Annotated in this window: 19 protein-coding genes; 8 read left to right on the top strand and 11 right to left on the bottom strand. The window is 69.6% G+C overall.

From position 1 onward, the window contains the following. Positions 1–389 precede the first annotated feature (389 nt). Together gabT and P2L57_RS37730 are read left to right on the top strand one after the other, a co-directional pair. Positions 390–1,751 (top strand): 4-aminobutyrate--2-oxoglutarate transaminase, encoded by a 1,362-nt coding sequence (gene gabT / locus P2L57_RS37735; protein ID WP_275822684.1) that lies wholly within the window; start codon positions 390–392, stop codon positions 1,749–1,751. A gap of 374 nt (positions 1,752–2,125) precedes the next feature. Then, positions 2,126–2,707, top strand: a complete 582-nt coding sequence (locus tag P2L57_RS37730) for a phosphatase PAP2 family protein (RefSeq protein WP_275822682.1) — start codon at positions 2,126–2,128, stop codon at positions 2,705–2,707. Between the two features lie 58 nt (positions 2,708–2,765). Here the strand turns inward: P2L57_RS37730 and P2L57_RS37725 are convergent, their stop codons facing one another. From P2L57_RS37725 to P2L57_RS37690, 8 genes are all read right to left on the bottom strand, one after another. Further along, entirely contained in the window at positions 2,766–4,271 is a 1,506-nt protein-coding gene (locus P2L57_RS37725; RefSeq protein WP_275822680.1) for a CoA-acylating methylmalonate-semialdehyde dehydrogenase, read from the bottom strand. 111 nt (positions 4,272–4,382) lie between these two features. Beyond that, positions 4,383–4,835 (bottom strand): hypothetical protein, encoded by a 453-nt coding sequence (locus P2L57_RS37720; protein ID WP_275822679.1) that lies wholly within the window; start codon positions 4,833–4,835, stop codon positions 4,383–4,385. Positions 4,836–5,265: 430 nt separating this feature from the next. Further along, positions 5,266–6,660, bottom strand: a complete 1,395-nt coding sequence (locus tag P2L57_RS37715; RefSeq protein ID WP_275822677.1) for an NAD(P)/FAD-dependent oxidoreductase — start codon at positions 6,658–6,660, stop codon at positions 5,266–5,268. Between the two features lie 44 nt (positions 6,661–6,704). Then, positions 6,705–7,499: an ABC transporter permease gene (locus tag P2L57_RS37710; RefSeq protein WP_275822688.1), complete on the bottom strand. Its 795-nt coding sequence runs from the start codon at positions 7,497–7,499 to the stop codon at positions 6,705–6,707. A 77-nt stretch (positions 7,500–7,576) separates the two neighbouring features. Further along, a complete protein-coding gene (locus P2L57_RS37705) occupies positions 7,577–8,509 on the bottom strand; it encodes an ABC transporter permease (protein ID WP_275822675.1) in 933 nt (310 codons plus the stop codon). Beyond that, positions 8,506–9,657: an ABC transporter ATP-binding protein gene (locus tag P2L57_RS37700; protein ID WP_275822673.1), complete on the bottom strand. Its 1,152-nt coding sequence runs from the start codon at positions 9,655–9,657 to the stop codon at positions 8,506–8,508. Before P2L57_RS37700 ends, P2L57_RS37705 begins: the two co-directional genes overlap by 4 nt. A 55-nt stretch (positions 9,658–9,712) precedes the next feature. Then, positions 9,713–10,957: an ABC transporter substrate-binding protein gene (locus tag P2L57_RS37695; RefSeq protein ID WP_275822671.1), complete on the bottom strand. Its 1,245-nt coding sequence runs from the start codon at positions 10,955–10,957 to the stop codon at positions 9,713–9,715. 3 nt (positions 10,958–10,960) lie between these two features. Further along, positions 10,961–12,484 (bottom strand): gamma-aminobutyraldehyde dehydrogenase, encoded by a 1,524-nt coding sequence (locus tag P2L57_RS37690; RefSeq protein ID WP_275822669.1) that lies wholly within the window; start codon positions 12,482–12,484, stop codon positions 10,961–10,963. A gap of 286 nt (positions 12,485–12,770) precedes the next feature. On the opposite strand from P2L57_RS37690, the gene P2L57_RS37685 reads away from it, so the two are divergent. Next, the gene (locus P2L57_RS37685) at positions 12,771–14,399 is read left to right on the top strand and encodes a PucR family transcriptional regulator (protein ID WP_443732082.1); all 1,629 of its coding nucleotides are present in this window, start codon (positions 12,771–12,773) and stop codon (positions 14,397–14,399) included. A 149-nt stretch (positions 14,400–14,548) separates the two neighbouring features. On the opposite strand, the gene P2L57_RS37680 is transcribed toward P2L57_RS37685, so the two are convergent. Next, positions 14,549–15,379 carry a TrmB family transcriptional regulator gene (locus P2L57_RS37680; RefSeq protein WP_275822664.1) on the bottom strand — a complete coding sequence of 277 codons (831 nt, stop codon included), beginning with the start codon at positions 15,377–15,379 and terminating at the stop codon, positions 14,549–14,551. Positions 15,380–15,670: 291 nt separating this feature from the next. Between P2L57_RS37680 and P2L57_RS37675 the strand changes: the two genes are divergently transcribed. Continuing rightward, the gene (locus tag P2L57_RS37675) at positions 15,671–17,644 is read left to right on the top strand and encodes a putative Ig domain-containing protein (protein WP_275822662.1); all 1,974 of its coding nucleotides are present in this window, start codon (positions 15,671–15,673) and stop codon (positions 17,642–17,644) included. Between the two features lie 86 nt (positions 17,645–17,730). On the opposite strand, the gene P2L57_RS37670 is transcribed toward P2L57_RS37675, so the two are convergent. Next, positions 17,731–18,708 (bottom strand): DUF4190 domain-containing protein, encoded by a 978-nt coding sequence (locus tag P2L57_RS37670; protein ID WP_275822659.1) that lies wholly within the window; start codon positions 18,706–18,708, stop codon positions 17,731–17,733. A 109-nt stretch (positions 18,709–18,817) separates the two neighbouring features. Here P2L57_RS37670 and P2L57_RS37665 point away from each other — a divergent pair, with 109 nt between their 5' ends. Beyond that, complete coding sequence (locus tag P2L57_RS37665) at positions 18,818–19,873, top strand: adenosine deaminase (RefSeq protein WP_275822657.1); 1,056 nt, start codon at positions 18,818–18,820, stop codon at positions 19,871–19,873. A gap of 389 nt (positions 19,874–20,262) precedes the next feature. Next, positions 20,263–20,658, top strand: coding sequence for an MDR/zinc-dependent alcohol dehydrogenase-like family protein (locus P2L57_RS37660; RefSeq protein WP_275822655.1), 396 nt, complete (start codon positions 20,263–20,265; stop codon positions 20,656–20,658). 101 nt (positions 20,659–20,759) lie between these two features. Here the strand turns inward: P2L57_RS37660 and P2L57_RS37655 are convergent, their stop codons facing one another. Then, positions 20,760–22,193, bottom strand: coding sequence for a gamma-aminobutyraldehyde dehydrogenase (locus P2L57_RS37655; protein WP_275822653.1), 1,434 nt, complete (start codon positions 22,191–22,193; stop codon positions 20,760–20,762). A gap of 175 nt (positions 22,194–22,368) precedes the next feature. On the opposite strand from P2L57_RS37655, the gene P2L57_RS37650 reads away from it, so the two are divergent. Beyond that, positions 22,369–22,872, top strand: a complete 504-nt coding sequence (locus tag P2L57_RS37650) for an Lrp/AsnC family transcriptional regulator (protein WP_275822651.1) — start codon at positions 22,369–22,371, stop codon at positions 22,870–22,872. Positions 22,873–22,874: 2 nt separating this feature from the next. Then, on the top strand, positions 22,875–24,236 hold the full coding sequence (locus P2L57_RS37645) for an aspartate aminotransferase family protein (protein ID WP_275822649.1): 1,362 nt from the start codon (positions 22,875–22,877) through the stop codon (positions 24,234–24,236). Positions 24,237–24,316 lie beyond the last annotated feature (80 nt).

The following is a 24,316-nucleotide window of genomic DNA, read 5'->3' as shown; positions in this document are numbered from 1 at the left end:
TCCGGCGGGCTGGGCCTCGAGCGAGAGCGATCCGTGCCGGGGCGGAGGCAGCGTGCGTGGTGTGCCACCTGCCGCAGCGGGGGGGGGGGTGGGGGGGGCCTGTGGCATCGGCGGTGGTGCGGCCGGTCGTGGGACGGAGGGCACCGCCGGGGCGGTTTCGCGGTAGCCGTGCGTGCCGTCGATGTCCATGAATCGCTGTCCCTCGCCCTGACCAGCCGACCTTGTTCCCGGTGTCGCTCAATGTAGTGGAGGGAGCACGTCAGGCCGAGCGGCTGACTGGCCGTCGCGTCGAAGACGCCTGGTCGACTGCTACCGATCGGCGTATGCGGAGCCGCGACGCACGGGCTTAGCCTGCGGGAAAAGACCGTGATCGCAAGGAGTTAGCCCCCATGACCGAACTGTCCGGCGGCCCCGCCCTCCCCCAGGAGCGTCGTCTCGTCACCTCGATCCCCGGTCCGAAGTCCCAGGAGTTGCTGGCCCGCAAGACCGCGACGGTGGCCAACGGCGTGGGCACGACGCTGCCGGTGTTCGTCACCCGGGCGGGCGGCGGCGTGCTGGAGGACGTGGACGGCAACTCGCTGATCGACTTCGGCTCCGGCATCGCGGTCACCTCGGTCGGCAACAGCGCCGAGGCCGTGGTGCGGCGGGCCACCGAGCAGCTGGCCGCGTTCACCCACACCTGTTTCATGGTGACGCCGTACGAGGGCTACGTGGAGGTCTGTGAGCAGCTCGCCGAGCTGACCCCCGGCGACCACGCCAAGAAGTCGGCGCTGTTCAACTCCGGTGCCGAGGCGGTGGAGAACGCGGTGAAGATCGCCCGCGCCTACACCAAGCGCCAGGCGGTCGTGGTCTTCGACCACGGCTACCACGGCCGCACCAACCTCACGATGGCGCTCACCGCCAAGAACATGCCGTACAAGCACGGCTTCGGCCCGTTCGCGCCCGAGGTGTACCGGGTGCCGCTGGCCTACCCGTTCCGCTGGCTGACCGGTGCGGAGAACTGCGCGGAGCAGGCGGCCGCCCAGGCGATCGACCAGATCACCAAGCAGGTGGGCGCCGAGAACGTCGCCGCGATCGTGATCGAGCCGATCGCAGGTGAGGGCGGCTTCATCGAGCCCGCCAAGGGTTTCCTGCCGCGGATCGCCCAGTTCGCCAAGGACAACGGCATCGTCTTCGTGGCGGACGAGATCCAGACCGGGTTCTGCCGCACCGGCCAGTGGTTCGCGTGTGAGGACGAGGGCGTGGTCCCGGACCTCATCACCACGGCGAAGGGCATCGCGGGCGGTCTGCCGCTGGCTGCCGTCACCGGCCGCGCCGAGATCATGGACGCGGCCCACGCGGGCGGTCTCGGCGGCACCTACGGCGGTAACCCGGTGGCCTGCGCGGCGGCCCTCGGTTCGATCGAGACGATGCGCGAGCTGGACCTGAACGCGAAGGCCAAGCGCATCGAGGAGGTCATGAAGGGCCGGCTGACCGCGCTCGCCGAGAAGTTCGACATCATCGGCGATGTCCGCGGCCGCGGCGCGATGATCGCCATCGAGCTGGTGAAGTCAGGTACGAAGGACGGCTCGAAGGACCCGAACCCCGAGGCCACCGCCGCCGTCGCCAAGGCCTGCCACGCCGAGGGCCTGGTGGTCTTGACCTGTGGCACCTACGGGAACGTGCTGCGGTTCCTGCCGCCGCTGGTCATCGGCGAGGACCTGCTCACCGAGGGCCTGGACATCATCGAGCGCGCGTTCGCCGCGCTCTGATCAGCGGGAACCCGGCGAAGCCGGTGCGCTGCGGCGGCGGTTGAGCGGTGTTGTGGGCCCAGGTGAAGAACCTGTGCGGGCCTGATGTAGGGACAGGTGACACCACTGACTGCCGCCTCTCGCGTGACGTACGGTCGTGCCAGATGAAAGAACCACCCCGCTCGCGGGCAACTGCGGGCGACATCCCGTCGACGACTCCCCATCGTCGATACAGCAGTGCCCTCGCGCACAACACCGCCGGTGCCGCATGCTCCGGCAATCCTCGCCGATCGGTCGGCCGCTCGTCCCAAACCCCCCGGGACCTGCGGTCCGGCGATCGTCCTGACCGCCCCGGAACTCTCCCCCCTGTTCCGGGGCGGTCGACTGCTGTCATCGTGTTGTGCGCGGCGCTGTTCGCCCTGCTGACCTGGCAGATCGCGGCCCACGGTGTGCTGTACCGGTGGGACGTACGGGTCGACTCCGCGACGTTGCGCGCCGCATCGGCTCATCGGTTCGTCCGGCCCGCGGCCCAGTTCCTCGCCGATCTGGGCAATGTGGGGATCGCCGTTCCGGTACTCGCGGTGGCCCTGGCATACGTGGCGTGGCGGCATCGGCGGGCGGGCGCGCCGCAGTGGTGGCTGCCCTCGGCGGTGGGGGCGCTCGCCATGGCGGTCACCGCGCCACTGGTCGTACCGGTGAAGGATCTGCTCGCCCGCCCGTCGCCCACCAGCACCCTCAGCGGAGGCGCTTGGCGCCCTTGCCATATCTGCCCCGCGCCGGGCACCATCCGGCTGGTCGGCCACTCCGGGTACTTCCCGTCCGGGCATGCCGCGACGGCGGCCATGGCGTACGGGCTGGCCGCGCTGGTTCTGCTGGGGCTGCCGCAACGCGGTGCGGCACGGCGGCTGTTGGTGACGGCCGCCGTGCTGCTGAACGCCGCGGTGGGGGCCGCGCTGGTGTGGCGCGGCTACCACTGACCGCTGGACGTGGCGGCCAGTTGGTGTCTGAGCGGGGTGCTGCTGACGCTCGCGCGCCTTACGAGTTGGTGGGGAACCCGAGGTTGATCCCGCCGTGGCTGGGGTCCAGCCAGCGCTGGGTGACCGCCTTGCCGCGGGTGAAGAAGTGGACGCCGTCCTGGCCGTAGGCGTGCGTGTCGCCGAACAGGCTGTTCTTCCAGCCGCCGAAGGAGTAGTACGCGACCGGGACCGGGATCGGCACGTTGATGCCGACCATGCCGACCTCGACCTCGTGCTGGAACCGCCGGGCGGCCCCGCCGTCGTTGGTGAACAGGGCGGTCCCGTTGCCGTACGGGTTGGCGTTGATCAGCTCCAGGCCCTCGTCGTACGAGGAGACCCGGACCACCGACAGCACCGGGCCGAAGATCTCGTCGTTGTAGACCGACATGCCGGGCTTGACGTGGTCGAACAGGGTCGGGCCGAGCCAGAAGCCGTCCGCGGTGTCCTCCCCGGAGACGGGGTGCTTACGGCCGTCGACCGCGAGCGCGGCGCCGTCCGCCAGACCGGCGTCCAGGTAGGAGGTCACCTTGTCCCGGTGAACTCCGGTGACCAGCGGCCCCATTTCGGAGTCGGCGTTGCAGCCCGGGCCGACCTTGAGGGTCGCCATCCGCTGCTTGATCTTCTCGACCAGTTCGTCGCCGATCGGGTCGACCGCGACGAGCACGGAGACGGCCATGCAGCGCTCACCGGCCGCACCGAACCCGGCGTTGACGGCGGCGTCGGCGGCCAGGTCGAGGTCGGCGTCCGGCAGCACCAGCATGTGGTTCTTGGCGCCGCCGAGGGCCTGTACGCGCTTGCCGTACCGGGTGCCGGTCTCGTACACGTACCGGGCGATCGGCGTGGAGCCGACGAAGGACACCGCCTTGATGTCGGGGTGCTCCAGCAGCCGGTCGACGGCGGTCTTGTCGCCGTGCACGACGTTGAAGACGCCGTCCGGCAGTCCGGCCTGCTTCCACAGCTGTGCGAGGAAGTTGGCGGCCGACGGGTCCTTCTCCGACGGCTTCAACACGACGGTGTTACCTGCCGCGATGGCGATGGGGAAGAACCACATCGGCACCATGGCGGGGAAGTTGAACGGCGAGATGATCGCGACCGGGCCGAGCGGCTGGCGGATCGAGTAGACGTCGATGCCGGTGGACGCCTGCTCGGTGAAGCCGCCCTTGAGCAACTGCGGGATGCCGCAGGCGTATTCGACGACCTCCAGACCGCGGGCGATCTCGCCGAGCGCGTCCGAGTGCACCTTGCCGTGCTCGGAGACGATGATCGAGGCGAGCTCATCACGCCGCGAGTTCAGCAGCTCGCGGAAGGCGAACAGCACCTGGGTGCGCCTGGCGACCGAGGTGTGGCGCCAGTCGCGGAACGCGGCGGCCGCCGAGCCGACCGCCTGGTCGACCTCGGCGATGGACGCGAAGTCCACCTGACCGCTGACCCGTCCGGTCGCCGGGTCGTACACGTCGCCCCGCCGTTCGGCGGTACCGGACCATTCCTGTCCGGAGATCCAGTGCGTGATGTGCTTGGTGGTCACGGCAGACCTTCCTTTTGACCGTTATGTCGAGTCGCTCGGAGCCTGCTGCCAGTGTCGCGAGCGGCTACCGCCACCACAACCATCAGTGTGTCGGCGCATCCGCCCTCCGCTTTACAGTCCGTCGTGCGCGATCCGGGCCGCCGCCTCGTGCATGGCCGACTCCAGCACCGCCGGGTCGGTCAGCGTCCCCGACCCGTCGGGCGGCACCAGCCAGCGCACCCCGGCGCTGGCCCGCCCCGGATACGGCACGAGGATCCATGTGCCGCCCCCGGCCACCCGCACCCCGGTGCCCAGCCAGCGCGCCGCCGTGCCGGCCGGGACGAAGAAGCCGGTCCGGGTGTCCTCGAAGTCGGCGAGCACCGGTCCCGGCCGGTCGACGCACCGGGTCAGCACATCGAGCGTCGGACCGCCCAGCTCACCGCCGATGATCAGCACGTCCCAGAGGCTGCCGGCGGGCAGCAGCGTCACCCCGAGCGGGTTGCGCTCCCACGCCCACCGGCAGGTCCGCGGATCCGGTGCCACCGACACCAGCCACTCCACCGCGGTCTTCGCCGCGCCACTCATCCCGTCCCTCCGTCTCCCCGGCCGCGGCCGGATGTCCCGTCATGGATGAGAGGGGACAGCCGGGGCGTCATTACGCGGGTTGAGGAGGGATTCTCCGCGATGCGCTGCCGGTTCGGCGCCGGCGCCGAACCGGCGGATCCTGTGCACGGGGTGTCGTGGGTCGCCGTTCGTTCGTGACGGCCGGCCCGGCCCGCCGTGGTTGCCCGCCGTCGCGGCAGGCACTTCGCTGGGGGCAAGCCCCCCGCCTCCCCGCCGCTACGGCGGGTCTTCTCGGGGGCGGGCCCCCGAACCCCCGGGGCCGTCCGGAGCCTGCCCGCCGCCAAACCGACAGTGGCTCGGGGGCCCTGCCCCGAGCCACTGTCCGCCGCGCGGACCGGCGGTCACGAACGAACCGCAACCCCCAAGAGCCGACGATCCGCCGGAAGGGCACCTAGCTGTCGAAGCCGAGGCCGACCTTGTCGATGGCCTTGAGCCACAGGTTCCGGCGGCCGCCGTTGCGATCAGCGCGTGCCAGTGACCTACGGGTCAGCTCGATCCCGGCCCAGGCGAACGGCTCCGGCGGGAACGGCAGCGGCTTGCTGCGCACCATCTCCAGTTCGGTCCGCTCGGTGCGCTCCCCCGCCAGCAGGTCCAGCATCACTTCCGCGCCGAACCGGGTGGCGCCCACCCCGAGGCCGGTGTAGCCGACCGCGTATCCGACCCGGCCGCCGTGCGCGGTGCCGTAGAAGGCCGAGAACCGCGAGCAGGTGTCGATGGCACCACCCCACGTATGAGTGAACCGCAAACCCTCCAACTGCGGGAAGCAGGTGAAGAACTGGGCGGCGAGTTTACGGAAGGTGTCCGGCCGCTGGTCGTGTTCCGCGGCCACCCGCCCGCCGAAGGGGTAGATGGCGTCGTATCCGCCCCACAGGATCCGGTTGTCGGCGGTGAGCCGGAAGTAGTGGAACTGGTTGGCGCTGTCGCCGAGTCCCTGCCGGTTCTTCCAGCCGATCGAGGCCAACTGGTCTTCCGACAGCGGCTCGGTGACCATCGCGTAGTCGTACACCGGTACCACGAACGACCGCAGCCGCTTGACCAGTGACGGGAAGACGCCGGAGCCGAGCGCCACCCGGCGGGCGAAGACCCGCCCGTAGGTGGTGCGGACCGCCATGCCGCCGCCGTTGGCGGCCATCGCGGTGGCCCGGGTGTGCTCGTGGATCCGTACCCCGAGCGACTCGCAGGCCCGCTTGAGGCCCCAGGCGAGTTTCGCCGGGTGCAGCATCGCGACGCCGTCGCGGTCCCACAGCCCGCCCCTGAACGTCGGCGAGTCGACTTCGGCCCGCATGGCGTCCCGGTCGAGCAGATCGAGTTCGATGCCAAGACCGGCGGCCTGCTCCGCCAGCGCCTGCAGATCGTCGAGCTGGTACGGCTCGGTGGCCACGTCGATCTCGCCGGTGCGCTCGAAGTCGCAGTCGATGGAGTAGCGGGCGACCGCCGCCTCGATCGCGTCGAGGTTGCGGGCGCCGAGCTCCTCCAGCTTGGCCAGCTCATCGGGCCAGCGCTCCAGTCCGTTGCCCAGCCCGTGGGTCAGCGAGGCGGCGCAGAATCCGCCGTTGCGCCCGGTGGCAGCCCAGCCGACCTCGTTGCCCTCGATCAGCACCACCTCGCGCGACGGGTCGCGCTCCTTGGCGATCAGCGCCGTCCACAGTCCCGAGTAGCCTCCGCCGACCACCAGCAGGTCGCAGTGCTCGTCCCCGACCAGTGCGGGGTTGGGGCGCGGCCTGCCGGGGTCCTCCAGCCAGTACGGGCTCGGCTGCGCGTCAGCCAGGGAATGGGCTGGGGCCATGCGGTATCACTGCTTTCCAGTGCTTCACGGATTTTCCGAGTCGGTCAGCGACGGGCGGTCCTCGCCCGGCCGACGATCTGCGAGAGCGCGATGACGGCCATCGTGCCCAGCAGCATCAGTGAACCGATGACATCGATCTGGGCCGGGTAGGCACGCTGCACCGAGCCCCAGATGTACATCGGGAAGGTTTCCAGGTTTCCGGCGGTGAAGACGGTGATGATGTAGTCGTCCACCGACAGTGCGAAGGCCAGCAGCGCGGCGGCGGCGATACCGGGCGCGACCAACGGCAGCGTGACGTGTCGGAAGGTCTGCGCCGGAGTGGCGTACAGGTCCTGCGCCGCCCGCTCCAGCGTCGGGTCCATGCCGGCCAGCCGGGACTTGACGGTGACGACCACGTAGCTCACGCAGAACATCACATGGGCGATGGTGATGGTCCAAAAGCCCAGCCCGCCGGGGCCGATGGTGTTGAAGAACAGCGCCGCGAGCGTCGCGCCCATCACCACCTCGGGGGCGGCCATCGGCAGGAACAGCAGCGCGTTGACGCCGGAGCGGGCCTTGAAGCGGTACCGGACCATGGCGAACGCGATCATCGTGCCGAGGATCGTCGCCACGATGGTGGCGACGACGCCGATCTGCAGCGAGAGTCCGATGCTGTGGCACATCTCGTTGTTGGCACAGGGGTTGAGCCAGGCGTCGAGCGAGAACTGGTGCCAGACGTAGTCGAACTTGCCCACCGGCCTGTTGAACGACATCCACAGGATGACCGCGTTCGGCAGCAGCATGAACACGAAGATCACGACGGTGACGGCCAGCAGGGTGTGCTCGCGGATCCAGGCCATCGGGGAGCGGCGGCGCGCCTTCGGCGTCGTGGTGGGCGCCGCCGGGCGGGCGGCGGGCGGAGCGGTCACGGTGGTCATCAGATCAGGTCCTCCGTCCCGGCCTTGCGGATGTAGCTCATCACCAGGATCAAAGTGCCGACCATCATCACGACCGAGATCGCGGAACCGACCGGGTAGCCCTGGGTGTTGCGGAGGAACAGGTCCTCGATCTTCTGGCCGACGACCCCGGTGTTGGGGTTGCCGAGCAGCTGGGCGTTGATGTAGTCGCCGACCGCGGGGATGAAGGTCAGCAGGGTGCCGCCGATGACGCCGGGCATGGACAGCGGCAGGGTGATCCGGCGCCAGGTGGTGAAGGTGTTGCAGTACAGGTCGTGCCCGGCCTCGTGCAGCCTCGGGTCGATCTTCTCCAGCGAGGTGTACAGCGGCAGGATGGTGAACGGCAGGAAGTTGTAGACCATGCCGCACACCACGGCCGCGGGGCTGGCCAGTACATGGTCGCCGACGGTCCAGCCGAGCGCCGTGGTGATCTTGAGGACGTGCAGGTCGCTGAGCGTCCGTACCAGCGGGCTGTTGTCCGCCAGGATGGTCTTCCAGGCGATGGTGCGGATCAGGAAGCTGGTGAACGAGGGCACGATCACCAGGGCCATCAGCAGGCTCTTCCACCTGCCGCCCTTGAAGGCGATGAAGTAGGCGACCGGGTAGCCGAGTGCCAGGCACAGCACGGTACACAGCACGGAGTAGATCCCGGAGTGCAGGTACTGCGTGCCGTACTTGGTGATGGCGTCGGCGTAGTTGGCCCAGTGCCAGGTGAGTTTGAAGCCGTCGTCGTAGTCGCCCTGCTGCACCGAGGCCGACACCGAGGTGAGGATCGGCACCAGGAAGAAGACGACCAGCCACAGCAGACCGGGCAGCAGCAGGACCCACGGGGTGAGGTTTCGCCGCAGTTTGCGCTGGGCGGGCGGCGGCTCAACTGGCTTCTCTGCGGCGGAAGTTGGCGCAACAGCAGTCACGCGGCAACCTCCTCGATGTCCGCCCCCGCCTCGATGTCCTGGCCGCCTTCCAGGCCGAAGCCCTGGCTGGGATCCCAGAAGACGACGACCTCGGCGCCGGGGCGCTGGATCTCGCGACCGGTGTTCTGCTCGAAGACCGAGATCTCCTCGCCGGAGGGGAGCTTGACCAGGTACTGGGTGGAGACGCCGATGAACGAGGTGTCCAGCACCACCCCGCCCGCCAACTGGTTCGAGCCCGCGGGGACTTCCTCGGCAGACAGCGCGATCTGCACCTTCTCCGGCCGCACGCCCAGGATCACCGGTCCGGAGGTGACCGGGCAGCGTGCCGCGTCCAGGGTGAGCCGCTGGCCGTGTGCGCTGATGGTGGCTGTCTCGCCGGTCACGCCCTCGACGGTGCCGGGTATCAGGTTGGACTGGCCGAGGAAGTTGGCCACGAAGGTGGTGCGCGGGTTCTCGTACAACTCCGCGGGAGAGCCCATCTGCTCGATGCGGCCCGCGTTCATCACCGCGATGGTGTCGGCCATGGTCATGGCCTCCTCCTGGTCGTGGGTGACGTGCACGAACGTCAGGCCCACCTCCAGCTGGATCCGCTTGAGTTCGATCTGCATCTGGCGGCGCAGCTTGAGGTCGAGGGCGCCCAGCGGCTCGTCGAGCAGCAGCACCTGCGGCTGGTTGATCAGGGCGCGGGCCAGCGCGATGCGCTGCTGCTGGCCGCCGGAGAGCTGGTTGGGCTTGCGCTTGGCCAGATGGCCCAGCTCCACCAGGTCCAGCATCTCCTCGACCGGCTTCCTGACGTCCTTCCGGCCGCGGCGGCGCAGGCCGAAGGCGACGTTCTCGTAGATGTCGAGGTGCGGGAAGAGCGCGTAGTTCTGGAAGACGGTGTTGACCGGGCGGCGGTACGGCTTGCGGTCCGTCACGTCCTCGTCGCCGAGGAAGATCTGGCCGATGGTGGGCTCCTCCAGCCCGGAGACCATGCGCAGCGTGGTGGTCTTGCCGCATCCGGAGGCACCGAGCAGCGCGAAGAACGATCCCTGCGGGACCGTGAGGTCGAGGTCGTCCACCGCGGTGAACGAGCCGTATCGCTTGGTCAGGCCGACCAGGCGCAGGTCGCCGCCCTCGGTGCGGCCGAGCACGTCGTTGGAGCTCATCGGGGGGTCTTCTCCCATCCGTAGGCGGTGTCGTTCTCAGCGGTCGGCGAACCGCCTACTGGCCGGTGACCTGCTGGAAGCGGCTGGTGTAGTCGTTCAGCTGGGCGATGCTGAGGGCCATGAAGCCGCGGGCATTCGCCTGCATCTGCTTGGTCGGCACGATCAGTGGTACGGCCGCGGCGGTGGAGTCCAGTTGCTGCAACGCCTCGACCGCGCCCCGTACCGACGGGATGTAGTTGATGGAGTCGTCGAGCGCGGCGGCCACTTGGGGCTGCAGGTAGTAGTTGAGCAGCTTCTCCGCGTTGGTCTTGTGCCGGGCGAAGTTGGGGATCACGGCGTTGTCGGACCAGGAGAGCATGCCCTCCTTGGGCAGGTCGACGGTGACCAGGTTGGGCTTGCCGAGTTGGGCCACGTCACCGGAGTACGCCATGGTCACCGCGGTGTTGCCCTGCTGGAAGTCGCTCAGGTAGTCGTTGCCGGTGAAGGAGCGTATCTGCCCGTTGTCCTTGGCACGTCGCACGTACTCCAGCGCCTTGTTGAACTGCGCGTCGGTGAAGTGCTCCGGGTCGTAGCCCTGGGCGAGCAGGGCTATCGCGACGGTGTCCTGCATCTCGCTGAACAGCGAGACCTTGCCGTGCAGGTCGGGCCGGGTGAAGACCTCGGAGATCGAGGTGATCGGCTGCTTCACCAGGTTGGTGTTGTACGCGAACGTGGTGTACCCGTACGCCCAGGGCACGCTGAACCGGCGGCCGGGGTCGGTCGGGTCCTTGAGCGCCTGCGGCAGCATCAGGGAGTGGTTGGGGATGTTCGACAGATCCAGTTCCTGGATGTAGTCGTAGGTGCGGTACTTGCCCACCATGTAGTCGCTGACGACCATCAGGTCGTAGCCGGTGTCGATGCCCCTGACCAGCGACGGGTCGACCTTGGTGTACCAGTCGTTGTTGTCGTTGATCACCTCCAGGTACTGGACCTGGATTCCGGTCTGCTTCTCGAAGGCCTCCAGCGTCGGCCGCCGGTTGGCGTTCTTGGGGTCGACGTCGATGTAGGACGGCCAGGTGGCGAACACCACCTTCTTCTCGGTCGCCGAGTAGTCCTTGCCCGCCTGTCCCTTCTCCTGGGCGCCGGCGGGTACGACATGGCCGCTCACCCCGCAGGCGGTGAGCGCTCCGGCGCCGCCCAGGGTGAGGCCGCCGATGGCGGCGCCGCGCAGCAGCGAGCGGCGGCTGAGCCGGGCGGCGGTGGAATGGGCTCGGGTGCGGTTGGCGTACCGCGCGAGCTCTGATGGGCTGGGGTTAGACACGCGTCACCTGTCCCCGAAGATCGTGCGGTGCCAGTCCTTCGCGGCCACCGCCGTGTTGTCGAACATGACGTGTTTGACCTGCGTGTACTCCTCGAAGGAGTAGGCGGACATGTCCTTGCCGAAGCCGGAGGACTTGTAGCCGCCGTGCGGCATCTCGCTGATGATCGGGATGTGGTCGTTGACCCAGACGCAGCCCGCGGCGATCTCCCGGGTGGCGCGGTGCGCCCGGAAGACATCACGGGTCCAGGCGGAGGCGGCCAGTCCGTACGGTGTGTCGTTGGCCAGCCGCAGCGCCTCGTCGTCGCTGTCGAACGGCAGCACCGCCAGGACCGGCCCGAAGATCTCGGCCTGGACGATCTCACTGTCCTGGGGTGCGCCGGTGATCAAAGTGGGCTGGTAGTAGGCGCCCTTGAGGTCCGGTGCCTGGCCGCCGGTGACGACGGTCGCGTAGCCGCGGGCCCGCTCCACGAAGCCGGCGACGCGGTCCCGCTGGGCGTGGCTGATCAGCGGTCCGAGATCGGTCGCCTGGTCGAAGGGGTCGCCGAGCCGTACGGTCGCGAACAGGTCGGCGACGGCGGCGACGAACGCCTCGTACAGCGGCCGTTGCACATAGGCGCGGGTCGCCGCGGTGCAGTCCTGCCCGGTGTTGATCAGCGAGGCGGCGACCGCGCCGTGCGCCGCCGCCGCCAGGTCGGCGTCGTCGAAGACCACGAACGGCGCCTTGCCGCCGAGTTCGAGGTGCAGGCGCTTGACGGTACGGGTGGCGATCTCGGCCACCCGCTGGCCGACGGCGGTGGAGCCGGTGAACGACGTCATCGCCACCTTGGGGTGGCCCACCAGGTGCTCGCCGGCGTCCCGCCCCGCGCCGGTGACGATGTTGACGACCCCAGCCGGGATCCCGGCGTCGGTTGCCGCCTGGGCGAACATCAGCGAGGTCAGCGGGGTGAGTTCGGCGGGCTTGAGCACGATGGTGTTGCCCGCCGCGATGGCCGGCAGGACCTTCCAGGCAGCCATCTGGAGCGGGTAGTTCCAGGGGGCGATGGAGCCGACCACGCCGACCGGCTCGCGCCGGACGTACGAGGTGTGGTCGCCGGAGTACTCCCCCGCCGCCTTGCCTTCCAGATGGCGGGCGGCACCGGCGAAGAACGCGGTGTTGTCGACCGTGCCCGGTACGTCGAACCCGGTGGACAGTTTGATGGGCTTGCCGCACTGCAGCGACTCGGCCAGCGCCAGGTCGGCGGCGCGGTCGGACAGCGCGGCGGCGAAGCCGTGCAGCGCGTCCGAGCGTTCGCCCGGCGTCGCGCCCGCCCACTCGGGCAGCGCCTCGGCGGCGGCCGCCACGGCTGCGTCCACGTCGGCGGCGCCCGCCAGTCCATAGGTCCACACGGTCTCGCCGGTGGCCGGGTCGACGACCTGGTGCGAACGGCCGGAGGAGCCGGAGCGCAGGCTTCCCGCGATGTACTGGGCCCGCTCGCCGAAACCTTCCGCCAGTGTGAGCGCGGCTTCGCGGCTGTCCCTGTGGTCCATCACGTTCTCCTCGTATCGCCCGGCGGCGGCGTAGCATTCGGCCGGGTTGGTGGCCGATCCTGGCAGAGCAGCCTTGCCTCAACAAGGGATTCCGTTGTTGCCTTTTGGTTACGCGACGGAATCTGTCTCGCAGGCGGCGCTGCACGCAACGGACGATGCCGTTCGCCGCCAATCCATGGCAACCAGCAGGTTGCCCAAAGAGACGGCCCCGGCTTTACACTCTGCCGGAACGCCGGGCTCCGTGGATCTTCGCATCCCGCGCTGCCTGACCAGACCGGAGGTCGCCGTGTTCCCCACCGTCACCCAGGTCCTCGACCTCGAAGTGCTGCGCCGTGGCAATCCCCGTGTCGTCGCGGGGGCATCAGGCCTGGACGCCCCGGTGCGCTGGGTGCACATCAGCGAACTCGCCGATATCGCGGGCATGCTGCACGGCGGCGAACTGGTCCTGACCACCGGCGTCATGCTGCCGGCCGACAAGGAGTCGCTCGCCCGCTACATCGGCGACCTCGCCGATGTCGGGGCCGCCGGTCTGGTCGTCGAACTCGGCCGCCGGTACGCGGACGAACTGCCGCGTCCGCTGGTTCGGGCCGCCGAGCGGCGCGGCCTGCCGCTCATCGCGCTGCGCACCGAGGTCCGCTTCGTGGCGGTCACCGAAGCCGTCCACGAACATGTGGTCAACGCCCAGTTGACGGAGTTGCGCGCCTCCGAGTCCGTCCACCAGATCTTCAACGAGCTGTCCGTCGAGGGCGCCGAACCGGCCGAGATCGTCCGGGAGGTGGCACGGCTGGCCGGGGCGCCCGTCGTCCTGGAGAACCTCACCCACCAGGTCCTCGCCTTCGATCCGGCGGGCGGCGATCCGCAGGCGCTGCTGGACGGTTGGGAGCGCCGCTCCCGCGGTGTGGCGCCCTCCGCCCGCACCGGCCATGACGAGCGCACCGGCTGGCTGGTGACCGCGGTCGGCGCGCGTGGCCGCGACTGGGGACGACTGGTCATCGTGGGCGAGCCGTCGACGGTCCCGCCAGCGCGGCTGACCGTCGTACTGGAACGCGGCGCCGCGACGCTGGCCCTCAACCGGCTGCTGGAGCGCGACCTGGAGTCCCTGGAGCGCCAGACCCACCGCACCCTGCTGTCCGGCGTCCTCACCCACGCCCTGACCGTCTCCGAGGTGGCGCTGCGCGCCCGGGCGCTGGGGGTGCCGCTGGAGGGCCGCCGCCTGGTCGGCGTGATGCTGCGGCTGCGCGGCGGCCCGGCGTCGGCGGCGCTGGAGGCGGAGGCGCGGCTGCGGGACTTCACCGAGACGGCCGCGCTGGCGGCCCGGGAACGCGGGCTGACCGCGCTCATCGGCGGCCTGGACGACGGCGGCGTCGGCATGCTGGTCTCGCTCGGCCCGTCGGACGAGGAGCACGCCGCGCTGGAGGGCTTCGCCGCCGCCCTCGACCGGCTCGTCGAGCCGGGCTCCACCGCTCCCGCGTTCCTGATGGCGGCCGGTTCGTCGGTCGGCTCGCTGCGCGACGCCCGCCGCACACTGCTGGAGGCGGCCCAGGTCGCGGACGCGGCGCTGCACTCCAGGACCCGCAAGGCGGGAACGTACTACCGCCTGCCGGATGTGCGGCTGCGCGGTCTGCTGCATCTGCTGCGCGACGACGCCCGGCTGCAGACGTACGTGGAACGGGAGTTGGGTCCACTGCTCGCGTACGACGCCGAGAACGGCACCGATCTGGTGGGCATCCTCGGCGTCTACCTGGCCAGCGGCCGCAACAAGTCGGCCGCCGCCGACGCCGCCCACATGTCCCGGCCGTCCTTCTACGACCGCCTGCACCGGGTGGAACGCATCCTCGGCACCGACCTGGACCAGGTCGAGTCCTGCCTGTCCCTCCACGTCGCCCTACTCGCCTTGGAGGCAGTACGGCGCTGAATCGGCACCGGGACCCCGGGGCTCACCCCATGGGGGTCCTGGGGGCTTGCCCCCAGGACTTCTCCCGCCGCAACGGCGAGCAACCCCGACGACGCGGCCCGGCGGTGCCGAACCGGCCGCACCCCGAACGAAGCCCCGCCGAACGGCGCCTAGTTCGCGGCCCGCGCCGGCCGCAGGGCCTCAAGCGTTGCCGCCTGGTTCCAGACCGTCTGGAACGCCAGCCGCAGACAGCCGGCCAGCGCCGGATGCTCGATGTACAAGGCGGTGGTGGCACCGGTTCCGGCGACCGGGTCGGGCATGTCGCACAGCACCAGCGAGGCGTCGGCGACGATGAGTTTCAGCGGCAGGTCAGCGGCGAACCGCGCCTCCTCTCCGGCCTTGCCGAAGTGGTCGACGTTGTCCATCATCGCCGGGTCGTCCAGCACGTCGTAGGTGTAGATCGCGCGGACCGTGCCCTCGGCGCGGCGCAGCCTGCGGGTGGCCTTGATCCCGGCGGTGTTCTCGGTGGGTGCGACGAACGGCGGCTTGCAGAAGCTGAGCAGTTCGTGGCCGGCCTGCTCCTGGATGTCGGCGAACCGCTCGGAGATCGCCTTGGGGTCGCGCAGCACCTCGATGTAGTCCAGCGGATTGGACTGCGACCGGCCCTCGGACCAGACCGGAAGCAGGGCGGAGACCAGTCCGGTCGAGACCCGCTCCATCCGGTCCAGCGCCTCCCGCTGCTCCGACATCAGCCGGGTCAGGGCGAGTTCGGGGGCGATGGCGGAGAAGGTCGCGACCTTGCCAGGGTGCGCCGTGGCCAGCCTGCGGCGCACCAGACCGTCGAGTACGTCGTAGATGCGTTGGCGCGGCACGTCCGCCTCGCGGGCGACCTCGGCCGCCGTGTAGGACTCGCGCCTGATCAAGGCGAGGTAGACACGCGCTTCATACCGCGCCAGCCCTAGCGATACGAGCTGGCCGACGGACTGCTCATCCGGCTCCATGGCAGGACACCGTATACGTCTCAGCCATGAAGCCAACCCTAAGGATTTTGCATTTCCTGGTTGTCACCCGATGACGTCTTCGCTACTTTCATCGCAGCCACCACCGTCCGTGGTGACAGTAGGGGATCCACCGCTTTCCCGCGGTATTCACACCGCTCGCACTTTTCGCACGGCACCCGCACTCTCCATCGATCAACATTGATCGTTTTGTCATGCGCAGACCACCCTGTCCTGCGCATCCCCCACTGGAGGGCAATGTCCATGCGCTCGAAGAGACACTCCGGCAGACGCATGGCGAGAACCGCCGCCACCGCGCTGCTGTCCACAGCGGCACTGGTGACCGGCGGGATGCTCGCCGCCACCCCGTCGTCCGCCTCCGCGTCGCACACCTTGGCGACCACCGCGTCGCAGACCACGGTGCACACCAAGCACCTGTGCAACCAGAACACCAGGCCGGGCCAGATGGCCTGCCTCGCCGAGGCCCGTACCGACCTGATGCAACACCTGCACCTGGCACCGAACGCCACCCCCTCCGGCTACGGCCCCAGCGACCTGCAGAGCGCCTACAACCTGCCGTCGTCCACGGCCGGTTCGGGCCAGACGGTGGCCATCGTGGACGCGCAGGACGACCCCAACGCCGAGTCGGACCTGGCGACCTACCGTTCGCAGTACGGCCTGCCCGCCTGCACCACGGCCAACGGCTGCTTCCGCAAGATCGACCAGAACGGCGGGACCAGCTACCCGACCGCCGACACCGGCTGGGCGGGCGAGATCTCTCTCGACGTGGACATGGTCAGCGCGACCTGCCCGCAGTGCCACATCCTGCTCGTCGAGGCCAACACCGCCAGCATGGCCGACCTGGGGACCGCGGTGAACCAGGCCGTCTCGCAGGGCGCCAAGTACGTCTCCAACAGCTACGGCGGCTCCGAGGACTCCACCGACACCGCCTCGGACAGCCAGTACTTCAACCACCCGGGCGTGGCCATCACCGTCAGCTCCGGTGACAGCGCGTACGGCGCGCAGTACCCGGCCGCCTCGCAGTACGTGACCTCCGTGGGCGGCACCGCGCTGACCCGCGACTCCAGCGCCCGCGGCTGGTCCGAGTCGGTGTGGAACACCAGCAGCACCGAGGGCACCGGCTCCGGCTGCTCCGCGTACGACCCCAAGCCGTCCTGGCAGAAGGACACCGGCTGCTCCAACCGCACCATCTCCGACGTCTCCGCGGTCGCCGACCCGGCCACCGGCGTAGCGGTCTACCAGACCTACGGCGGCTCCGGCTGGAACGTCTACGGCGGAACCAGCGCCTCCTCGCCGATCATCGCCTCGGTCTACGCCCTGGCGGGCACCCCGGCGGCGGGCAGCTACCCGGCGTCCTACCCGTACGCCCACACCTCGGCGCTCAACGATGTGACCACCGGCAACAACGGTTCCTGCTCGCCGTCCTACCTGTGCACCGCGGGACCCGGCTACGACGGTCCGACCGGCTGGGGCACCCCGAACGGCACCGCCGCGTTCACCAACGGCTCCACCGGCGGCAACACCGTCACCGTGACCAGCCCCGGCAACCAGTCCACCGCCGTGGGCACCGCGGTGTCCCTGCAGATCAAGGCGAGCGACTCGGCCAGCGGCCAGACCCTGACCTACAGCGCCACCGGACTGCCCGCCGGACTGTCGATCAACTCCTCGTCCGGTCTGATCAGCGGCACGCCCACCGCCGCGGGCAGCTCCAGTGTGACGGTGACCGCCAAGGACTCCACCGGCGCCACCGGCGCCACATCGTTCACCTGGACGATCACCTCGTCCGGCGGCGGCTGCTCACCCAAGCAGTTGCTCGGCAACCCGGGGTTCGAGACCGGAAGCGCCGCGCCCTGGTCGGCGACCCCGTACGTGATCAACAGTGACCCGACCGAGCCGCCGAACTCCGGCAACTGGGACGCCTGGCTCGACGGTTACGGCTCCAGCCACACCGACACGCTCTCCCAGTCGGTGACCATCCCGTCCGGCTGCCACGCCAGCCTCAGCTTCTGGCTGCACATCGACACCGACAAGACCTCGTCGACCGCCTCCGACAAGCTCACCGTCCAGGCGGGTTCGACCACCCTGGCCACCTACTCCAACCTCGACGCCAACAACGGCTATGTGCAGAAGACCTTCGACGTCTCCTCCCTCGCGGGGAAGACGATCACGCTGAAGTTCACCGGAGCCGAGGGCTCCGGAGCGCAGACCTCGTTCGTCATCGACGACACCGCGCTGAACATCAGCTGACCAACCGAACCACCAGCACAGAGGCGGGTCCGGGCGCAACAGCCCGGACCCGCCGTGCGTTCGCCCCACCGCGACCCGGAAACCGCCTAGCGCAGACGCAGTTCCCAGTAGGCGTCCTCGTGGTTCGTGGTCGGCTCGAAGTCGAACTGCAGCGGCGTGAGGCCAGGGGGGACGTCGAAGGCGAAGACCACCTTCGACACCTGACCCGGTCGCAGGACGTCGGGAAAGTCCTGGGCCAGCTCGCCGCTGGACGTGGAGATCAACTGCAGGTCGGTCTGGTCGGTTCCGGCGGTACCGAAGTAGGTGTAGTCGCCGAGGTGCAGATCCCCGTCGCCGGTGTTGCGCACGGTCACGGTGAAGCGGTAAGCGGTGTCCCCCGCGCTGTATCCGTCGGCGCCCGCGGGCGGGGTGAAGCGCTGCGGGGTGGTGACGGTGACCTGTGTCCCGTCGTCGAACTTCGCGGTGCCGTCGGCGGCCAGCGGGGCGTCGTACGTTCCGCCGGTGGAGACCAGTGCGACGTCCGGGCCGCCGAACCAGCTGCTGTACGAGGTGGCGACCAGGGCGATCACCGCGATCGAGACGGCTATCGCGGCGGCGCCGAGAATCGCTCCACTCAGTGCCTGACCGCCGTTGGTCGCCTCACCGCGGCGCGCCCGGTGGCGGCCGATGATGCCGAAGACCAGCGCCAGCACGCCGAGCGGCAGCCCCACGATCACGCCGAAGAGGGTGATGGCGGCGACGGTGCCGACTATGCCGAGGACCAGGGCCGCCGTACCGAGTGCGTTGCGCGGCGCCGGGTGCAGCCAGGCCGCGTAGGGGTAGCCGCCGTATCCGGGCGGATACGGCGCCGGATACGGCTCGTAGGGGCCCTCGTACGGCTGGTGGGGGCCGTACGGCACGGCCGGGGGCGGCGGCGGGTACGGGCCCGCGCCGGGCTCGGGCGGGGCGGCCTGGTCCTGCGGCTGCCGCGGGACGTGCTGGGGCGAGGCGGGTACGGCGTCCTGCGGCGGCGCCCACGGGTCACGGCGCTCGGTTCGTGACCGATCGGGTTGCTCGTCGGACATCGCGGCCTTCCTCTTGATACGTCCTGCAATGCTATGGCCTACAACCGGCGGGCCGACTGGCTCGCGCGGCTACGATGGGCCGGTCCGCGTAACCGCAGGAGGGGACCGTATGACCACCAGTTCCGCACCGGCCGACACCATCGGGCTGGACGCTTTCATCGCCGGGCTGCCCAAGGCGGAACTGCACGTCCACCACGTCGGCTCCGCGTCTCCCCGCATCGTGGCGGAACTCGCCGCACGGCACGCCGATTCGAAGGTACCCGCGGACCCCGACGCGCTCGCCGAGTACTTCACGTTCCGGGACTTCGCGCACTTCATCGACGTCTATCTGTCCGTGGTCGATCTGATCCGCGACGCAGCCGACGTACGCCTGCTGACGTATGAGATCGCCCGCGACATGGCGCGGCAGAACATCCGCTACGCGGAGCTGACCCTCACCCCCTACAGCTCGGTGCGCCGCGGCATTCCGGCGCAGGCGTTCATGGAGGCGATCGAGGACGCACGCGAGGCGGCGGAGCGGGAGTTCGGCACCGTGCTGCGCTGGTGCTTCGACATCCCCGGTGAGGCGGGCCTGGAGTCGGCGGAGGTGACGACGGAGCTCGCGCTGACGCACGGGCCGCAGGGGCTGGTCTCGTTCGGTCTCGGCGGACCCGAAATCGGCGTGCCGAGGCCCCAGTTCAAGCCGTACTTCGACCGCGCCCGGGCCGCGGGTCTGCACAGCGTCCCGCACGCGGGCGAGACCACCGGCCCGGAGACCGTCTGGAGCGCGCTGCGGGACCTCGGCGCCGAGCGCATCGGCCACGGCACCAGCGCGGTGCGCGACCCGCGGCTGCTGGAGCACCTCGCCGAGCACCGGATCCCGCTGGAGGTCTGCCCCACCTCCAACATCGCCACCCGTGCGGTGGCCACCTTGGACGAGCATCCGATCCGGGCGATGGTCGAGGCCGGTGTGCTGGTCACCGTCAACAGCGACGACCCGCCGATGTTCGGCACCGACCTCAACACCGAGTACGCCGTCGCGGCCCGCCTGTTGGGGCTCGACGCGGCGGGTGTCGCGGCGCTGGCGAAGAACGCGGTGGAGGCGTCGTTCCTGGATCCGGCGGGCAAGGCGGCGCTGACGGCCGAGATCGACACCTACACCAAGGCGTGCACGGCCGGCGCTTGACCTTGACGCGCGGGTCAGGGTCCAGCGTCGGTTCGCCGTACGGCAGTTGGCCGCCGTACGGGACCGCGGCCGCGTAGCCCGTGAGGAGCGCCGATGAACGCCCTGCCCCGCATGTCCCGCGAGGTCCCGTCTGCTGTCCCGGCCCCAAGGACTGCCGCAGCCGCGGCACTTCGAGGTGGCCGAGGTGCCGCTGCCGGTGCCCGGTGCCGTGAAGTACGGGTGCGCAACCGGTACTTCTCCGTTGCCGCCGTGCCGCGCACGCTGATCAGCGGTGAACCGCAGGGAGCGCCGATACCCCGCCGCTGCGGCCCGCAGACGCCCTGGTCGGCGCCGCCGTCGGCGAGGTCGTCACGGCAGCGGACGCCCCCGGGCTCTCCCCGGGGGATCTGGTGAGCCACCGGTCCGGCCGGCGCGAGTACGCGGTGGTGCCGCTCGACCGCCTCCAGCCGCTGGACGACGTACTGCCCGACACTGCCCACCATCTCTCGCGGGGCGCGATCACCTACGCGGCGCTGACCAGGGCCGCTCAACTGCGCCCCGGCGACACGGTGTTCGGCTCCGGCGGCACGGGCTCGATCGGATCGATGACGGCGCGGATCGCACGGCTGCTGGGCGCGGGCCGGGTGATCGGCAGCGCCAGCTCGGCCGTGAAGTGCGGTGCCACCCCGCAGGCCCCCGGGGTGGCGGTGCGCCGACTCGCCGCCCTGGACGCGGAGATCGACCGGCTGACCCGGTTGCGGGGGCGCCTCGCGGCCCCGCTGGAGGGCAGGAGCGCGGCCGCGTAAGGGAGATCCCGGGGGAATCCGCCGGTCCTGGAGCCGCATCCGCCCGACGTGCACGGGCCCCGGGTCACTGGGGTGACCCGGGGCCCGGCGCTGTCACTGCCTCAGTCCAGCGACGTCATCACGTGCTTGATCCGCGTGTAGTCCTCGAAGCCGTAGGCGGACAGGTCCTTGCCGTAGCCGGACTTCTTGAAGCCGCCGTGCGGCATCTCGGCGACCAGCGGGATGTGGGTGTTGATCCACACACAGCCGAAGTCGAGCTTCTTGGACATCCGCATGGCGCGGCCGTGGTCCCTGGTCCACACCGAGGAGGCGAGCGCGTACTCGACGCCGTTGGCGTAGGCGACCGCCTGGTCCTCATCGGTGAAGGACTGGACGGTGATGACCGGGCCGAACACCTCACGCTGGATGATCTCGTCGTCCTGCTTGAGGCCCGACACGACGGTCGGGGCGAAGAAGTAGCCCTGCTCGCCGACCTGGTGGCCGCCGGTCTCGACCTTGGCGTGGGCGGGCAGCCGCTCGATGAAGCCGGTGACCTGCTTGAGCTGGTTGGCGTTGTTGAGCGGGCCGAACAGCACGTCCTCGTCGTGGGGCTGGCCGGTCTTGGTCTCGGCGGCGGCCTTGGTGAGGGCGGCGACGAACTCGTCGTGGATGGACTCGTGCACCAGCACGCGGGTGGCCGCCGTGCAGTCCTGGCCCGCGTTGAAGAAGCCCGCCACCGAGATGTCCTCGACGGCCTTGGGGATGTCCACGTCCTCGAACACCACGACCGGGGCCTTGCCGCCGAGTTCCAGGTGGACGCGCTTGAGGTCCTTGGAGGCGCTCTCGGCGACCTGCATGCCGGCCCGTACCGAGCCGGTGATCGAGGCCATCGCGGGCACGTCGTGCTCGACCATCAGCCGACCGGTGTCGCGGTCACCGCAGATGACGTTGAAGACACCCGCCGGGAGGATGCCGCCCAGGATCTCCGCCAGCAGCACGGTCGAGGCCGGGGTGGTGTCCGACGGCTTGAGGACCACGGTGTTGCCCGCGGCGATGGCGGGGGCGAACTTCCAGACGGCCATCATCATCGGGTAGTTCCACGGTGCGACCTGTGCGCACACGCCCACCGGCTCGCGGCGGATGATGGAGGTCAGCCCCTCCATGTACTCGCCCGCCGAGCGGCCCTCCAGCATGCGGGCTGCGCCCGCGAAGAAGCGGATCTGGTCGACCATCGGCGGGATCTCCTCGGTCCGCGTCAGGCCGATCGGCTTGCCGGTGTTCTCGCTCTCCGCGGCGATCAGTTCCTCGGCCCGGGCCTCGATGGCGTCCGCGATCTTCAGCAGCGCCTTCTGCCGCTCGGCCGGGATGGTGTCGCGCCAGGCCGGGAAAGCGGCCGCGGCAGCGGCCATCGCCGCGTCCACGTCGGCCGCGGCGGACAGCGGCGCGGTGGCGTACACCTGCCCGGTGGCCGGGTTGACGATGTCCGTGGTGCGACCGTCGGCGGCGTCGCGGAACTCCCCGTCGATGTAGTTGCGCAGAGTACGGAGCTCGCTCACTGCCTTCTCCTGTCCTGTGTGCGATGCGGTGTCCGATGGGTGAGACATCACTCACCCTAGCCGTTGAACGGGCGGATTCGACATACCCATACCGCTCGAACAATGGAATCAGTAATTTCTCATCCTCATCTCTACGGATTTCATTGCCGAGGGGTTGCGTGACTGACGAGTCCTCGTGCACAGTGGCTGCGTGGCCACTCGTACACCCGACCCCAAGGACCGCAACGGCTCCCCGGTGATCGACTCCGTCTCCAAGGCGATCATCGAGCAGTTGCAGGAGGACGGACGCCGCCCGTACGCCGCGATCGGCAAGGCGGTCGGTCTGTCCGAGGCAGCCGTCCGCCAGCGGGTCCAAAAGCTCCTCGACCAGGGCGTGATGCAGATCGTCGCGGTCACCGACCCGCTCACCGTGGGTTTTCGGCGGCAGGCGATGGTCGGCATCAACGTCGAAGGCGATCTGGAACCGGTCGCCGACGCACTGGCCGAGATGGAAGAGGTCGAGTACGTCGTCATAACGGCGGGCTCGTTCGATCTGCTGATCGAGATCGTCTGCGAGGACGATGACCACCTCCTGGAGATGATCAACAAGCGGATCCGCGCGCTGCCCGGCGTGCGGTCCACCGAGAGCTTCGTCTACCTCAAGCTCCGGAAGCAGACCTACACCTGGGGAACCAGATAGCCATGAGCTCGGACCTGTCAAAGTCTGCGTACGACCACCTGTGGATGCACTTCACGCGCATGTCGTCGTACGAGAACACCCCCGTACCGACCATCGTGCGCGGCGAGGGCACGTACATCTACGACAGCAACGGCAAGAAGTACCTCGACGGTCTCGCCGGTCTGTTCGTCGTCCAGGCCGGTCACGGCCGTCGGGAGCTGGCCGAGGTCGCCGCCAAGCAGGCGTCGGAGCTGGCGTTCTTCCCGATCTGGTCGTACGCCCACCCGAAGGCGATCGAGCTGGCCGAGCGCCTGGCGGGCTACGCCCCCGGCGACCTGAACAAGGTCTTCTTCACCACCGGTGGCGGTGAGGCGGTCGAGACCGCGTGGAAGCTGGCCAAGCAGTACCACAAGCTCACCGGCAACCACACCAAGTACAAGGTGATATCCCGCGCGGTCGCCTACCACGGCACCCCGCAGGGCGCGCTGTCCATCACCGGCCTGCCCGCGCTCAAGGCGCCGTTCGAGCCGCTGGTCCCCGGCGCGCACAAGGTGCCCAACACCAACCTCTACCGCGCCCCGATCCACGGCGACGACCCGGAGGCGTTCGGCCGCTGGGCCGCCGACCAGATCGAGCAGCAGATCCTGTTCGAGGGCCCGGAGACCGTCGCCGCGGTCTTCCTGGAGCCGGTGCAGAACGCCGGCGGCTGCTTCCCGCCGCCGCCCGGATACTTCCAGCGGGTCCGCGAGATCTGTGACCAGTACGACGTGCTGCTCGTCTCCGACGAGGTCATCTGCGCCTTCGGCCGCCTCGGCACGATGTTCGCGTGCGACAAGTTCGACTACGTGCCCGACATCATCACCTGCGCCAAGGGCATGACGTCCGGCTACTCGCCGATCGGCGCGGCCATCGTCTCCGACCGCATCGCCGAGCCGTTCTACAAGCAGGACAACACGTTCCTGCACGGCTACACCTTCGGCGGCCACCCGGTCTCCTCGGCGGTGGCACTGGCCAACCTCGACATCTTCGAGCGCGAGGGCCTCAACCAGCACGTGCTGGACAACGAGGCGGCGTTCCTGAAGACCCTGCAGAAGTTGCACGACCTGCCGATCGTCGGCGACGTCCGCGGCAACGGCTTCTTCTACGGCATCGAACTGGTCAAGGACAAGGCCACCAAGGAGAGCTTCAACGACGAGGAGTGCGAGCGCCTGCTGTACGGCTTCGTCTCCAAGAAGCTGTTCGAGAACGGCCTGTACTGCCGCGCCGACGACCGTGGCGACCCGGTCGTGCAGCTGTCCCCGCCGCTCATCTCCGACCAGGCGACCTTCGACGAGATCGAACAGATCCTGCGCTCGGTGCTCACCGAGGCCTGGACCAAGCTGTAAACCCCGTCCGCGCACTTGGCCTGATCTGGGCCGTCCGCTGATCCGCCCGGGCCGCCGGTCGTGACCGATCCCCTTCGCAG

It is taken from the genome of Streptantibioticus ferralitis (assembly GCF_029223525.1).
GTDB classification, from domain to species: Bacteria; Actinomycetota; Actinomycetes; order Streptomycetales; family Streptomycetaceae; genus Streptantibioticus_A; species Streptantibioticus_A ferralitis.
Note: the sequence above shows the minus strand (reverse complement) of the source record. Positions and strands in the feature narration are given on the sequence as shown.

Excerpts from the sequence above, each read along its gene's own strand:
- P2L57_RS37670 (WP_275822659.1), bottom strand. The coding sequence starts at position 18,708 with ATGTCCGACGAGCAACCCGATCGGTCACGAACCGAGCGCCGTGACCCG.
- P2L57_RS37720 (WP_275822679.1), bottom strand. The coding sequence starts at position 4,835 with ATGAGTGGCGCGGCGAAGACCGCGGTGGAGTGGCTGGTGTCGGTGGCA.
- gabT (WP_275822684.1), top strand. The coding sequence starts at position 390 with ATGACCGAACTGTCCGGCGGCCCCGCCCTCCCCCAGGAGCGTCGTCTC.
- P2L57_RS37700 (WP_275822673.1), bottom strand. The coding sequence starts at position 9,657 with ATGAGCTCCAACGACGTGCTCGGCCGCACCGAGGGCGGCGACCTGCGC.
- P2L57_RS37665 (WP_275822657.1), top strand. The coding sequence starts at position 18,818 with ATGACCACCAGTTCCGCACCGGCCGACACCATCGGGCTGGACGCTTTC.
- P2L57_RS37715 (WP_275822677.1), bottom strand. The coding sequence starts at position 6,660 with ATGGCCCCAGCCCATTCCCTGGCTGACGCGCAGCCGAGCCCGTACTGG.
- P2L57_RS37675 (WP_275822662.1), top strand. The coding sequence starts at position 15,671 with ATGGCGAGAACCGCCGCCACCGCGCTGCTGTCCACAGCGGCACTGGTG.
- P2L57_RS37680 (WP_275822664.1), bottom strand. The coding sequence starts at position 15,379 with ATGGAGCCGGATGAGCAGTCCGTCGGCCAGCTCGTATCGCTAGGGCTG.
- P2L57_RS37710 (WP_275822688.1), bottom strand. The coding sequence starts at position 7,499 with ATGGCCTGGATCCGCGAGCACACCCTGCTGGCCGTCACCGTCGTGATC.
- P2L57_RS37645 (WP_275822649.1), top strand. The coding sequence starts at position 22,875 with ATGAGCTCGGACCTGTCAAAGTCTGCGTACGACCACCTGTGGATGCAC.
- P2L57_RS37690 (WP_275822669.1), bottom strand. The coding sequence starts at position 12,484 with ATGGACCACAGGGACAGCCGCGAAGCCGCGCTCACACTGGCGGAAGGT.